General features: G+C 71.8%; 10 protein-coding genes and 1 pseudogene. 8 read left to right on the plus strand and 3 right to left on the minus strand.

The annotated features are described in order from the left end of the window. Positions 1-22: 22 nt before the first annotated feature. The 7 genes and pseudogenes from fxlM (at position 23) to ACIBEC_RS19720 (ending at position 7,273) form a co-directional block, all read left to right on the plus strand. A complete protein-coding gene (fxlM, locus tag ACIBEC_RS19690; protein WP_396288151.1) occupies positions 23-2,395 on the plus strand; it encodes a methyltransferase, FxLD system in 2,373 nt (790 codons plus the stop codon). Then, entirely contained in the window at positions 2,392-3,258 is an 867-nt protein-coding gene (locus tag ACIBEC_RS19695; RefSeq protein WP_396288152.1) for a hypothetical protein, read from the plus strand. Before fxlM ends, ACIBEC_RS19695 begins: the two co-directional genes overlap by 4 nt. A 26-nt stretch (positions 3,259-3,284) precedes the next feature. Next, entirely contained in the window at positions 3,285-4,169 is an 885-nt protein-coding gene (locus ACIBEC_RS19700) for a glycosyltransferase family 2 protein (protein ID WP_396288153.1), read from the plus strand. Positions 4,170-4,210: 41 nt separating this feature from the next. After that, positions 4,211-4,987 carry a PIG-L deacetylase family protein gene (locus ACIBEC_RS19705; protein WP_396288154.1) on the plus strand — a complete coding sequence of 259 codons (777 nt, stop codon included), beginning with the start codon at positions 4,211-4,213 and terminating at the stop codon, positions 4,985-4,987. A 45-nt stretch (positions 4,988-5,032) separates the two neighbouring features. Then, a complete protein-coding gene (locus ACIBEC_RS19710; RefSeq protein ID WP_396288155.1) occupies positions 5,033-6,136 on the plus strand; it encodes an NUDIX hydrolase in 1,104 nt (367 codons plus the stop codon). A gap of 33 nt (positions 6,137-6,169) precedes the next feature. Then, positions 6,170-6,574: pseudogene (locus tag ACIBEC_RS19715) on the plus strand (GFA family protein); the annotation flags it as partial. A gap of 33 nt (positions 6,575-6,607) precedes the next feature. Continuing rightward, complete coding sequence (locus ACIBEC_RS19720) at positions 6,608-7,273, plus strand: M15 family metallopeptidase (RefSeq protein ID WP_396288239.1); 666 nt, start codon at positions 6,608-6,610, stop codon at positions 7,271-7,273. A 53-nt stretch (positions 7,274-7,326) separates the two neighbouring features. On the opposite strand, the gene ACIBEC_RS19725 is transcribed toward ACIBEC_RS19720, so the two are convergent. Together ACIBEC_RS19725 and ACIBEC_RS19730 are read right to left on the minus strand one after the other, a co-directional pair. Continuing rightward, a complete protein-coding gene (locus ACIBEC_RS19725; RefSeq protein ID WP_396288156.1) occupies positions 7,327-8,508 on the minus strand; it encodes an NUDIX domain-containing protein in 1,182 nt (393 codons plus the stop codon). Further along, positions 8,508-12,215: a hypothetical protein gene (locus tag ACIBEC_RS19730; protein WP_396288157.1), complete on the minus strand. Its 3,708-nt coding sequence runs from the start codon at positions 12,213-12,215 to the stop codon at positions 8,508-8,510. Before ACIBEC_RS19730 ends, ACIBEC_RS19725 begins: the two co-directional genes overlap by 1 nt. Positions 12,216-12,676: 461 nt before the next feature. Here ACIBEC_RS19730 and ACIBEC_RS19735 point away from each other — a divergent pair, with 461 nt between their 5' ends. Then, a complete protein-coding gene (locus tag ACIBEC_RS19735; protein ID WP_396288158.1) occupies positions 12,677-13,159 on the plus strand; it encodes an NUDIX hydrolase in 483 nt (160 codons plus the stop codon). A gap of 46 nt (positions 13,160-13,205) precedes the next feature. On the opposite strand, the gene ACIBEC_RS19740 is transcribed toward ACIBEC_RS19735, so the two are convergent. Next, complete coding sequence (locus tag ACIBEC_RS19740) at positions 13,206-14,219, minus strand: XRE family transcriptional regulator (protein WP_396288240.1); 1,014 nt, start codon at positions 14,217-14,219, stop codon at positions 13,206-13,208. Positions 14,220-14,282 lie beyond the last annotated feature (63 nt).

Consider the following 14,282-nt stretch of genomic DNA (forward strand, 5'->3'; position numbering starts at 1 on the left):
GCCCACCACGAGGAGCAGCACGTTGACGTACACAGCCCGCGACGAATGGGAGCAGCACTACGGAGAGGGGAAGGGGTGGCGGCAGCTCGGTAGGCGCGAACAGCAACTCCTTACCGAGCACACCCCGGTCCCCGAGGGCGGAGGCCGAGCCCTTGATGTGGGCTGCGGGACCGGGGAGCTGGCCGCCCACCTGGCCGGCGTCGGCTACACCGTGGACGCCGTCGACTTCGCCGACAGCGCGATCGCCCGGGCCCGCGAGGAGCACGCCGACATCGGGAACGTGCGCTGGTTGCAGCTGGACATCGAGCGCGACGACCCGGCCCCCCTGCACGATGAGGGGTACGACCTGATCACGCTGCGGCTGGTGTACCCGTTCGTGACGGACCGCGGCCGGATCGTTCACGGGCTGGGCGAGCGGCTGCGCGACGGCGGCGCACTCGTCGTCATCACCCCGACCGTCGAGAACACGCCGGAAGAGCGGCGCGGGATCGCCCTGGACGAGGACGAGATCACGCTGCTCTGTGCAGGATGGGAAACAGTGGAGCGGCTAGACGCGGACGGTCTGACCTTCCTGGTCCTGCGCGGGCCATGCCACCTCGACACCCGGACCGTCGAGAAGCGGCCGACCACCGGCCACGCTCTGACCGGCGCCCTCGCCGTCGTCACCGACGACGCGGGCCGGGTCCTGCTGGGCCGCTCCCGGCGCGGCATGCTCGAACTGCCCGGTGGCAAGACCACCGGCCCGGAGGACTTCGCCGCCGCCTCGGTGCGCGAACTCGCCGAGGAGACCGGGCTGGTCGCCGATCCCGCCGACGCGCACGTGGTGACGATGCTGGTCGACGACAGCCACGGGGTCCCGCGGCTCACCGCCGTCGTCCGCATCACCACCTGGACGGGCACTCTGGCCAACCCGGAACCGAAGCTGTTCGACCGCTGGGAGTTCTACGACCTCCACGCCCTCGCCTGCGTCGGGGACGTGTTCACCCCGGCCGCTCTCGCGATCGACGCCGTGTGGCCCGGCATCCTTACCGGCCTGCCGCCGGCGACCGCCTACCCCATCGCCGCCGACCAGCCGCCCGTGCCGGGGGAACCGGCCGAGGCCGCCAGGCTGCGATCCGCGATGACCCAGATGGTCATCGACGGAGGCTGGGCACCCTCGGAGCGCGTCCGGGAGGCGCTGCGGACCGTGCCCCGGCACCGCTTCGCCCCTGAGGCGAACCTCCTGGCCGCGTACGACGGCGGCGACCGGGCCGTCATCACCCGACGCGACGAGACCGGGACGGCGATCAGCTCGGTATCCGCGGCCTGGCTCCAGGCCGACATGATCGAGCACCTGGGCCTGAAGCCGGGCGCGGTCGTGTTCGAGGCGGGATCCGGCGGCTACAACGCCGAGCTGATCGCCCACGTCACCGGACCCGACGGGCGCGTCGTCACCGTCGACATCGACACGTGGGTCGTGCGCCGCACCCGCCGGTTCCTCACGGAGGCCGGCAGCGGCCGCGTCTCCGCCGTCGAAGCCGACGCCGCCCTCGGCGCACCCGGGCACCTCGTGCCGCGCGGCGGCTTCGACGCCAGCATGATCACCTACAACTGCTTGGACGTCGCCCCGGCCTGGCGGGAGCAGCTGGCCGAGGGCGGCCGCCTGGTCCTGCCGCTGGAAGTGGGCGGCTACACCCGGGCGGTCACCTTTGAACGGCGCGGCCAGGTGCTGCACGCCCGTCACTTCACATACTGCGGTTTCGTCCGCGACCAGGGGCAGCAGGCCCGCACCATCCCGGTCGTTTCTCTCCTCGACGGCGGGCTGACGCTGCGCTTCGAGCACGGCACCGCCGCCGATACGACGGGTCTGGAGGAGGCGCTGCGCGGGCCGCGGCACGAGATCGCCACCGGCGTGACCATGGGAGCGAACGCCTACTTCGGCTCCCTGCAGCTGTACGCGGCCACAACCCTGTCGGGCTTCTGCCGGCTGGCCGCCCACCAGGATCCGGATGGGGCCGTGACCGGCATCGCGAAGGACCGCGACGCCCCCGCGATCACCGGCGAGGCCTCGCTCGCCTACCTGATCCACGTCCAGACCAAGGGCGGCGACAGCCCGCAGGACAAGGAGTGGGAGTGGATTGTCCACGCCTTCGGCGAGCAGGGACCCGAGCTCGCCGAGCGGCTGGCGGCCGCGGTCCGGGCCTGGGACCGCCACATTCGCGCCGACGACAACGACCGGCACGCCGATCCCGTCCTGACGGTCCACCCGGCTGGCACGCCCGACGGTGCGCTGCCCGCCGGTGATGTCCTGGAAAGGGAGCACTGCCGTCTGGTGTTCCGGTGGCCGGGGCGTGACGTTGTGCTGCCCGGGCCCGTTGAGCGACCTGAGGCCGACATCGTGGCTGAGGGGGTATGACGGTGGAACGGGCCGTGCGGGAGGCGGTGTTCGTCGCTCCGGCGGAGCGCGAGGAGCGGGACCGGATGCGGCGCGCGCACGCGGCCGCCGCGAAACAGCTCCAGGTGTCCGCGTCGGGGCCGGAGGTGTGGGGGTGGCAGGGCCGCACTCTGGGACGCCGCGCCGGGGACTGCTGGCTGCGCATCGTCTCCGCCAAGGCGGACAAGGCGGGCGGACGACTGTGGGAGGGGACGGCGACCGCGGACACGCACGTGCCCCGGTCGGTACCCAGACCGCGGCTTCGCGGCGTCCTCGACTGGACCGCGCCGGACGTCGCCTACCGGGCGGAGCTCACCGAGTACGTGTCCGTCCCGCCGGTCACCAGCGGCACTCCCGCTCTCGACCAGGACATCGCTCTGCCCGACTCGTGGTGGTCGGAACTGAAGTTCGCGCTCGGCGCGCTCGCGATGGTGCCCACCGACCGGGAATCGGTACGGCAGAACTGGGTCGACCGGAACTTCGACCGCTTCCTCGGCATCGGCCCCGTGCGAATCCGCGAGACGACGACAGGGCACGCCGATCTGCACTGGGCGAACCTCACCCGCGCGCCTCTGGTCCTGCTCGACTGGGAAAACTGGGGCCGCCTCCCCGTCGGCTTCGACCTGGGTCTCCTTCACGCGTACTCGCTGGCCGCACCGGCGACCGCCGCCCGGATCCGGCGCGAGTTCGCCCACGTCCTCGGTACGGACGCCGGCCGGACCGGGGAGCTCATCGCCCTCGGGCAGCTCCTCCAAGCGTGCTCCCGGGGCGTCCACCCTCATCTCGCCCCGCTCGTCGCCCGCCGGGCCGAGCACCTCACCGGCATCCCCGTCCCCACGCCCTGACCTGCCCCGACGGCCTGGAGGAACCCATGCCCCGCCCACACGTCGACGTCGTCGTGCTGACCATGAACGACCGCTCTGCCGAGGAAACAGCCGCGCAGGCGACACTTCTTGCCCAGAGCGGCGTCGACGTGCGGGTGGTGGTAGTCGGAAACGGCTGCAAGCCCGAGGTCGTGCCACCCGGTGCACTCGCCGTGTCCCTGCCCGAGAACATTGGTATCCCCGGCGGCCGCAACGCCGGCGCCGCCGCGCTGCGCGACGCGGGCGATCTGGCCGACTGGCTCTACTTCCTCGACAACGACGCCAGTTTCCCCCGCCCCGACGTCCTGGCCCGACTCGTCGCCGAGGCCGAGCGGCACTCACAAGCCGCCTGGGTGCAGCCCCGGCTGACCGGCCCGGACGATGTGACCACGCCACGCCGCTGGGTCCCCCGGCTGCGCGCCTCGACCCCGGGGCGGCCGGGGAAGGTCGCCTCGATGAGCGAAGGCGTCGTCCTGATCCGGCGCGACGCCTTCGACGCGGTAGGCGGGTGGGAAGATCAACTATTCCTGTATCACGAAGGGTTCGACCTGGCCTGGCGGCTGTACGAGGCGGGCTGGAGCGGCTGGTACGCCGCGTCGATCCGCATGCACCACCCCCTCACCGAACCCGCCCGTCATGCGCTGTACCACCGGCTCGCCGCCCGCAACAGGATCTGGATCGCCTACCGCAACCTCCCCGCCCCGCTCATCCCCGTCTACCTGAGCGTGTGGACCACGATCACCCTGGCCCGGGCCGTGCGCGGCGGCGGGCTGGGCCAGACGCTGCGCGGCATGCGCGAAGGGTGGACGTCCCGGCGTACGCAGCGGCGGCGTCCGATGAGCTGGCGCACCGTCTACCGGCTCACCGCCGCCGGGCGGCCGCCGATCATCTGACCTCTTTACCCCGTCCGCCACTTCGAGGAGTCCTCTTCGCCATGAACCAGCCGTCCTTGCCCTCGCTGATGGGGGTGTTCGCCCATCCCGACGACGAGAGTCTGCTGGCCGGCGGTGTGCTCGCACAGCACCACGCCGCCGGTGCCCGCACCTCTGTCGTCACCGCCACCTGGGCGCCGACGAGCCACCGCGCCCCCGAGCTCGCGGACGCCCTCGCAGTTCTTGGGGCCGGCTCACCGCGGCTGCTCGGCTACGCCGATGCTCGCAACCCCGCCTCAACGCCCGGCGGCGCCGTACGCCTCGTCGATGCGCCCCTCGACGAAGCCGTCGGCCGCCTGGTCGCACACATCCGCGAGGTCCGGCCAGACATCGTGGTCGGCCACGACGCCCTGGGCCAGCTCACGGGTCACCCGGACCACCGGCGCGCCCACCAGATCACCCTCCTTGCCGTCGAGGCCGCCGGCCTGCCGTACCTGTATCCCGACGCTGGGGAGCCCTGGCAGGCTGCCGCGCTGTACGCGGCCACGCACTCGGAATCCGGTGTGGGCCGGCTCGGCCCGCTTCTTGAGAGCGTGGGCAAGACGCTCCTCGCGGTGCCGGACGCGTACGTGACCACGAGCGTCGACGTCTCGCTGTGGGCCGCGGTGAAGTGGTCCGCCATCAGCGCCCACCGCAGTGAGGTAGCCCGCGCGCGGCCCCTGCCCGGTCTTCTCGCCCGTCTGCCCGAATCGGAACGCAACGAGATCATCAGCACCGAGTACTTCACCCGGCTCTCCCTCGGCCCCGCGCCGGGCGATCCGCACCAGCTCGTCGCCTGACCGGCCCACCGTCCGCATGGTCCCGCCCGCACGATCGGAGACGAGATGACCACCACGCCCTCCCCTGACGCGCCGCCCAGCACGTCGATGACCGATGAGGAGTACGGGGCCTTACGCGCCTCGGCCGCCCTGTGGGCCGGGACGTCCGTGCTGATCACCGACGAGCGCGGCCGGGTCCTGATCCAACGCGTCGACTACCGCACGACCTGCCTCCTGCCGGGCGGCGCCGTCGACGCGAACGAGTCCCCGGCCCAGGGCGCCGCGCGGGAACTGCGCGAGGAGCTCGGCGTCACCATGGCCGTCGACCGCGGGCTCGCCGTGGACTGGGTCAGCGCCGACAGCCTCAACGCGCCCGCCGACATGCGCTTCCCCGGCGAGATCCTGCACGTCTACGACGGCGGTACGTGGAACGACGCGCAGATCGCCGCCATCCAGGTGCCCGACCGCGAGATCACGTCCGTCGAGTTCGTCGAACCCGCCCGTCTGCCCGACCTGATGTCCCCCGGCGGTGCCCGTCGGGCCCTGTCCGCCCTGCGCGCCCGCATCAACTCCGCCGGCCCCACCCTGCTGGAAGACGGCGTCCCGATCGCCCCCACCGTCCTGGACCGGGCCGGCGCCCTTCGTACCGCCCGCGCCCGGCACCACCTCCCCTTCCACACCGGCCTCGCCCCCGAGCACCTCCAGGTGGTCCAGGCCTGGGGCTGGCTTCTCGGACCCGACGGCCGCGCTTTGGTGCTTCTGGAACCGGACACCGGCGCGGCCTGCCTGCCCGGCGGCACCCCCGAACCCCAGGATCGCGACAACCCGCTCGACACACTGCACCGGGAGGTACTCGAGGAATCCGCGGCCGAGTTCGGTGAACCGCTGTTCCTCGGGCACCTCTCCGACCCCGACAAGCCGTACGCCCGCCTCCGCTACGCCGCGCCCCTCACCCGTCTTGGCCCGCCACCCGTCGACCCGGCCACCGGCCGCACCCACATCCGGGTCCTGGCCACACCCGAGCAGGCCCTGGAGCTCTTCGACTGGGGACCCCCGGCGGTCGACCAGCTCGCCGCCGTCCACCAGGCCAGAGCGGGGCTCGGGATCCCCCGTGCCGCGCGACAGTCCGTCACCGAACTGCCGGACGCCACCAACCTCACCACCTTGTAGCCCTCCCCAGCCCGTCTCGAAGCGAGGACTCGCATGACCAACGCATCACCCGCCCTCGGCACACAACCCGTGCGCGTTCGGCCCCTGCCAGCCGCAGGAGCCACATCGGATGCACCGGCGCAGGTTCGAACGGGGCACTGCCAGTGCGAGCAGATTTCCTACCAAGTCACCGGAATCCCGGATGATCCGCATCTGTGCTCATGTATCCATGAAACGCGGATCTCCGGTGGGCCCGCGGTGCTATGGGTGGGCTTCCCTCGGGACTCCCTGACCTGGACCGGGCCCGGCGGCGAGCCGAAGTGGTACTCGACCTACGCGACCCTCCACCGCGGCTTCTGCCCCGACTGCGGCACCCATCTGGTGTCCGTGGCCGACGGCTCCACCATGGTCATGGTGACCGGCTTCAGCCTCACCGACCAGAGCGACATCGAGCCCCTCGGCCACTCCTACCGCGAGAACGCCGCGCCCTGGATGCACATCACCCTCGCGCCCGGTCCGATCATCCTGATGTCCGACCCCCGCGTGGCGGCCATCCCTGTCACCGACTGCGGCGAGCCGCTCGTCGACGTCCGCGGAACCCTGCTGGTCGACGACCGCAGAGCCGACACGGACGGCTCGTACGCCCATCTGCGCCGCGGCGTCCTCGACCGACTCGTCCACGCCCAGTCGCTCCTGCCCGACGGGCTACGCCTGCTCTACGTCGAGGGCTACCGCACGCCCGACCTGCAACGGCGCTACTTCGAGGAGTACGCGGACGAGCTCCGCGCGGCCAACCCGGCCTGGCCCGACAATCAGGTCCACAAGGCCGCCAGCCGGTACGTGTCCCCGCCGGAGATCGCCCCGCACAGCGCCGGCGCCGCCGTCGACCTCACCCTCGTCGACGCCGACGGCACCGAGCTCGACATGGGCACGCGCGTGAACGTCAGCCCCGAAGAGAGCGAAGGCGCCTGCTACACCGACGCCGCCTCGATCAGCCCCCAGGCCCGCACGAACCGGGCTCTGCTGGCCAACGCCCTGTCCACCGCCGGATTGATCAACTACGGCACGGAGTGGTGGCACTGGAGCTACGGCGACCGGTACTGGGCACTGATGACCAACCAGCCGACGGCCCTGTACGGGACCCGCGCCCTTCGCTGACCGGGTTTCGAACGAGGCCTCGCTGCATCCCCCGTCGGCGAGGCCTCCCTCGTTCACAGGGCGCCGTCGAAGATCTGGCGATGAGCGCCGACGAAGGCGTGCTCGCGGCGGCTCCATGCGATGCGTTGCGCGATGACATCCGCGCTGGCGGTAACGCCGTCCGGACCCAGCTCCTGCTCAGCCCAGAACCGGGCGTTTCGGATCTGCCGCTCCAGGATGGAGTCGACGAGCGCGCCGCGCCCCCGGGTTTCAAGCCCGTACGCGTCCACGAGGGCTCGGACCTGAGCCGCCTGGTCCTCGACGGCGGGTGCCGTCAGCTTGGAGCTGATGCACCAGGTCCACGCCATGTAGCCGAGGTCCTCCAGCGGGGAGCCGGGAGCCGCAGTGTCGAAGTCGATGAGAGCTGCCGGCACCCCGTCCCGGAAGACGACGTTGTTCGGTCCGGGATCGTGATGGCAGACCACCGGAAACCGGCCGGCGAGATCGCTTTCTCTGGTCGCGTCGTGGAACGAGCGCAGGAGCGCACCGGCGGCACTGACCTGCTGGTCTGACCAGGTACGGAATCGCTGGGGGACCTCTCCGGAAAGGAAGTCGAGGATGTCGGTCGCTCCCTCTCGCCGAAGATATCGCGGCGCGCCGTCGAAGCCCCTGGAGTGCAGCAGCCCGAGGAGGGCTGCGACGAAGGGGGAGGCTGGGGTGGAAGGACGCCGGACGGTGGCACCGTCACGGACGATGCCTATCGTCATCCGCCCGCCGATCAACGCCACCGCGCCCGGCGCTGGGAGCGCCGGCCGTGCGCTGGCAGCCCTGCGACTGGGCCGGTCGGTGTGGTGGACGGTGCCCTCGGCCGCCAGCAGCGGGGCGAGGCCGCCGACGTAGAAAGGTAGACGAGCGTCGGCGGCGGGGCGTGGGACCCAGGCCGCTTCGACGATCTCCTCGTCCCCCGTGGCCGCTGGCTCGCCGTGGACGTAGGTCGCGCGGAAGACCGCGAAGAGGTCGTGGACATCGGCGATCCGTTCGCCGACGTGGACCAGGTGGCCCATGTCCGCGACCACACCGGCCTCCTTCAAAGTCTTGCGGGCGGCAGCTTCGGGGAGCGTCTCGCCATCCTCCCGCCTGCCGCCGGGCAGTCCCCACTGTCCGCTTCGACGGTGTCTGACAAGCAGGATCCGCTGTGCCGTGGGATCGGTGACCAGGGCGTAGGCCAAATCCACGCGCTCCAGTGCGGCTGGCATCAGCTCTTCCCTTCGTCGGGGCTGTTCCATCCGGGGCGCGGCCGCGCCGGGGAGGTCAGGACCCCGGCAAGGTGCTCGGCGATGGTGAAGGCGACCTTCGGGTCGGCGAGGAAGCCCGCCGGTTCGATGCTACGGGTGACCATCAGCGGGATGACGTCCCAGTCCAAGTCGCCGGGGGCCTTGCAGGCGCGGGCGGCCGCATCCGCGTGGGCGGTGATGGTGGCGGACTTGGCGAAGAGTTTGTCGCGGTAGCGGGCGGTGAAGCGCTGCACGTGCTGGATCAGGGCGTGCGGGGCGACCGCACCTTCGGGGTTCTTCGCCTCGATCACCCATAGGCGCCGGGTGGCCGGGTCGGCGACGAGCAGGTCGATCTCCCCGATGAGGCCGGGGATGCCGAGTTGAGCGGCTGTCTTCTCCAGGAGGCGGAAGCGGTGGGGTAGGCCGGCTGCGCGGGCGACGGCCTCGATGTCGGCTTCCAGGCGTTCGTCGAGCTGCTGTCGGTGGCGGCGCAGGGCGTCCCCGACAGGCCGGGGCAGGTCGGGGTGCGGGAGTCGGCCCTCGTGGAGGTAGGCGGCGTAGAGCTCTTGGGATGTATGGAGGAGCCAGGGCAGCAGGAGCAGTCGGCCGCCGTGTTCGATCAGCGGATGGGTGACGGGCCGGATCCGGCGCTCGACCTCGGTGTAGGCGTGCGGTCCGGCAGGTGCGGCATTGGCCGAGTGCAGGCGCAGCCGGTCCACAGCGGCTGCCAACTCGCGTTCGGGCAGCGCCGACCAGGTGGCGGTCTCGTGGACCAGGTCCTCGGCGGTGACGGCGGCGATGCCGTCCGTTCCGGTCTGCCAGTCGGCGGCGGTTGCCAGCACGGCCCCCAGCGCCGCGAATCCGAAGCCCCAGTGCTGCTGGAGGAGCTGGTCGGCCGCCGCGAGCTGGCTGCCGGCGGGTAGGCGCGGAGTGGTGAAGTTGACGCGGACTCGGGTCCTTACTGTGGCGAACACGGCGGCCGGGTCGAGGTGTTCGGGTGGGGCGGTGGCGGCTTGGGTGATGAAGCGCTGCTGTCGGGCGTGCTGGTACGCCTGTGCGTCGAAGCCGAGGTGGAGCAGCTCGGCGTCTTGGTCGGCCGTGCGGGCCTGGTCGGTGTCGGTGAGGGTGAACACGCCGCTGGCGTGGATCTCGAGGTGGAGGTCGTGCAGACGTCGGGCGGCGGCGACCGCGGTGGTGCCGCAGTGCAGTACGAGCTCGGCCAGGGCAACCAGTTCGGCGACGGCCAGGACGTCGACGGGCCGGCGGCCGGTGGGCAGGGCGGTGACCGCCTGCTGGAGGAGCAGCTGCAGGGCGGACGTGGCGGTGGCGGCATCCGCCTGGCGGCGGCTGGCTTCCGACACCCAGTTCTGCGCCCAGGGTGCGGCGAGGTTCACGGTCACCTCGTGGTGGCCGCAGGTACGGCTGGACCATGCCGCGTTCAGCTGCCGCGCCAGCTCGTCGACGAGACCGGGCTGGTGGGACCGGATCTGCCGGGTGAGCTCGCCTTCGAGGGCGTGCAGCAGTTGCTCGGCGGGGCCGCCCCGGGCGTAGGCGTCGGCGCCGCTCCAGGCTCCCACCGGAACGCCGGCGCGGCGGATCGCGGCGGCCGCGCTGCGCAGCGCACGGGCGTGCAGGTGGCGCGAGCGCGGCAGGGTGTACTGGGGGGCGGCGGCGGGCCAGAAGGTGGTGGTGCTGGTGAGGCGGAGTACCGGGTGCGCGGTGTCCCAGGCGTCGGCGAACGCCTCTGGGTCGGTGCCGCCTACGGCGCTGCGGCTGGTTCGGACCTGCTCGACGAGGTGGTGCAGGAGCTGTCCGAGGACGCGGTGGCCCTGCTGGCCGTCGCCGGTGAAGGTGCCCAGCAACAGCGGGTCGAAGTCGATGCCGATCCGGGCTTGGCCGGGGTCCGCGCCGGCGTGCATCAGGAGCCACTCCCCCGCGTCCCGCTTGTCCCCGTCCCGGCCGGCCCCAACGGCGGGGGGCTGGTGGGGTCGGGTGGTCTCGGTCAGCTGCATCACGACGGGGGCGCCGTCGGGCAGGGTGAAGTGTTCGGCGACCTGGGGGCGGCCGGTGACGGTGGTGCGGATGCTGTCGGCGAGTCCGGCCATCGTGGCCAGGTCGAGTACGGCGCCTTGGCCGTGGCCCGGCTGGGCGATGATGGTCATCGGTGGGTCGGTGCTGACCCGCACCAGCAGTTCGTCGGGGCCCGGTTGGAGAAGGTCGGCGTGGGTGCCGGGTACGCCGGGGTCGGGATCAACGAGGTGGGCGGATCGCCAGTGCAGAGCCAGCGGCAGCCCGGCCGCGGCAAGGACATCGTCCAGGCGAGCCCAGGCCGCGGCACGCTGCCAGGTGAGGTCGAACCCGGCCGCCGGGACGACGGCGACTTCGTTGCGGGGCGGGCCGGGGAGCAGCAGCGTGCCCGCGCCGGACCAGGCGGTCCACGCGTCGATCGGCTCATGGTGGAAGACGGCGTCGACGCCGGGGTGCTCGGTGAGCTCCAGGACGAACAGGGCCAGCAGGGCCGGGTCGCCTTCCGCGTCGGCGAGGATCTCGGCGAGCTCTTCGACGTGCAGGTAGCAGGTGTCACGGATCAGCTCCGGCCCGAGTACCCGGGGCCCGCCGTAGACCACGAGCCGCCCGCGCCCGGTCGGCTGCTCGGCGAGCTTGGCTCGGCCCTCCTCAACCCGGGCCGGCAGGAGGCCGTCCGCGAGCGCGCTGACGACGGCGATGTCGTAGCGGTGGGTGGGTGAGGAGATCACGCAGACCGGCCCGGGCCGGGCGGGTGCCGAATCCAGGCCCAGCAACTGGGCGACGCGGTCCACGGTCAGCGCCTGGAGGCGCTCCTCGGTGGCCGGCCCGTTCGGGACATGGGTGGTCAGGCGCTCCAGGGCCACGGCGAAGCTGTTCAGCATGGCGGAGGCCGGGACCAGCCGGCGGCGGCCGTGCGCGACGACGGCGAGCACCGGCCCCAGGAGCGGTGCTCTGGGGTGGTAGCGCAGCGGCATGGCGGTGATGTCCGAAGTCAGCCATTCCAGCGCGCGAACGGCGCGATCCGGCTCCCGGCACGCGGCGGCAATCTCGGCGGGGGCCAGGTCGGCCAGCTCCTGGGCGGCGTCGTACTCGCCGGGGCTGATTCCACAGGCTATGTCCTGTGCTGACCGATCGTCGTACACCTCGGGCCACGCCGGCGCGAGACCCGACACCAGTCGGTCAGTGCAGCGCAGTACGAGTTCCAGGACATCGGTAAGGGTGAAACCGCGCACGGCCAGCACGGACTCATCGACCGCCCGCGCCGCCATCTCCGCGCAGCGAAGGAACATCATCGGATGGTCGAGCTGCCCGGGGTGAACCAGCAGCCGCTCCCCCGCCACCTCGTACCGCACCAGCGCCCGCGGGTCGTTCGGCTCCTCCTCCGTCAGCGTGCCGCGCCCGGGAGCAGCACGGACGAGGGTCTCGACCAGTCCCGGCAGATCCTCGGCGCAGGCCCGCTTCCCGGGCCGGGCAGGGCTTCGCAGGACTCGGGTCCACAGGAGCAGCAGGTGATCGTGGAAGCGGGAGCAGCCCGGGGAGGCGAGCGCGGTCTCCAGCAGCACCACCAGCGATTTGGTCGAGTAGCAAGCCAGCGCCTGGTCGATGGGCTTCCACTGCACCCGCCGGTGCTGCGCGGACGTGGGCTGCTGCGCCGTGGCCATCGTGGTTCCGTCTCCTGTGCTGATCGTAGTGAAGCCAGCCTGGCAGGAGGGCGCCCCATGGCGTTGGGGAATCTCGTCAGTTCGGAGGCGACGTCCAGTCCCTGGTCGCCGCGTTTGCCGAGGCGAGCCAGAGCGCCCGGGAGGGGGACAACCTGTTCCGGGAGGTCTTCGAGACACTCAGCACCGAGGCGGTCCCGCTGCCCCGCGACGTGTTCAGCGGACCCGGGGCTGCCGCTGGGTCCCGAACACCCGCCGGACCGCGCTCATCCCCATGACCGACCAGGGTTTCTTGGCGCGGCCGAGGGTCTCTAGAGCAGCGTGCTACTCACCCGTGATCCCACTCGTCAGATTGGTCGAGCAAAGGCTTCGCCGACCGCATGTCTGCTCGAAGAAGCACGATGGTGACGGCAAGGGAGTGTGAAAGCCGTCCGTGGACCTCATCTTCGCTCTAAGGTGAGGAGATGATTCCTGATTTTGTATCAGATCTCCGGAAGGCGGTCGGTCCCGACTGCCTTCTCTGGCTCCCTGGGGTGGTCGCGGTCGTGCGCGACGAGAACCGGCAGGTGTTGCTGCAACGGAGGTCTGCTGCCGGTCTGTGGACGCCGCTGAGCGGGATCGTGGAGCCGGGCGAGGCCCCTGCTGCCGCGGTGGCACGGGAGGTAGAGGAGGAGACCGGGGTTCGGGTGGTGGTCGAGCGTTTGGCGGCGGTGACGCAATCCCCGCCGGTGCAGCACTCCAACGGAGACCGGGCTCAGTACCTGGAGATCGTTTTCGCCTGTCGGCCTGTGGGACCGGGCCCCGCGCCCCGGGTGTGCGACGACGAGTCGGTGGAGGTCGGCTGGTTCTCGCTGGACGCGCTGCCACCGATGAGTGAGCGCATGCGGGAGATCATCGCGTTGGTCGAGAAGGATGAGATCGCGGCGTGGTTCGTACCGGTTGAGTGACCGCGCGGCATGCCAGCTTCTCGTCGCTGCTGCGGGTCTGCGCCACTTAGGCGGGCACGGCCCCCGTACGGAGGGCGAACTCGCGCAGGCCTGGCACGCGGGCCGGGCCGTAGAACAGGTTCGATGTCAGGGCTCGCAGTGCCGGCCGGCGGACTTCTTGCGCGGCCTCCTGCTCGACGCGGCGCAATGCAGCGAATGCCTGCTGTCCGCTGCCGAGGGCATGCCACATGCGGGCGGTGTCGGTCCAGGCGCGAGCGCGGCGTTCGGCGTTCGGCATGAGGCTGATGTCGAGGCCCTGGACGATCGACACGCCCTCGTCAGGCGTGCCGAGGGTGGTGTGGACGCCGATGCGGTAGACGGCGACCTGGGTCCGTGTGGCGTCGACGGTGAAGAGCCCGTCGGGGGCCTGCGGGTGGCGTTCGACGGTCTCGTCGGCTTCGTCGAGCAGAGCGAGGGCTGTGGTGCGGTCGCCTCCGGCGGCGGCGGAGTAGGCCGCGGTGAGCAGCAGGCTGGTGCGTACGGCTCCGGTGCGTGCTTCGGCGGGGTCGAGTTGGTCGGCTTCGTGGGTGAGAAGGCGGACGGCGGAGGAGGCGCGGCCGGAGCGGCGCATGGTGATGGCAAGGACGCGGGTGGCTTCGCCGATGGGGATGGGGATGCCGCTGGCCCGTGCGGCGGCCAGGGCGCGATCGGCCGCGACCCATGCGGTGTCCGAGTGCTCCTTCGCGGCTAGTTCGGCGGCCAGGACGTAGCTGCGGGCGAGGACGGCACTGGCCTGCTGGCGAGCGCGGCCGGCGGAGGCGTCTCGCGTCGCTTCAGCGGCCGAGAGTAGGGCGGGAAGGGCGTTCGCGAGGTCGTTGTAACGGGCGGCGGTGAACGCCTCACGTGCGGCGGCCGTCCCGGAAACCAGTACTCGCAGTGGCGCGGGCTCGGCGCCCGGAAGGCGGAAGAGCATGTCGTCCAGGTTCAAGCTCGAGCCCGGCTGGCCCACCGCGGTGCCTGTTCCGACGGCGACGGTCGACGCCCCGGCGGCCAGCGCCCCCAGTACTGTCCTGCGACGCATCGCGTCCTCCTCGTCCGGCATCGTTACGTTCCCCACGGTAGCGATCACGGGGTCCGCTGGGGC

This window comes from Kitasatospora sp. NPDC051164, from assembly GCF_044455625.1.
Taxonomy (GTDB): domain Bacteria; phylum Actinomycetota; class Actinomycetes; order Streptomycetales; family Streptomycetaceae; genus Kitasatospora.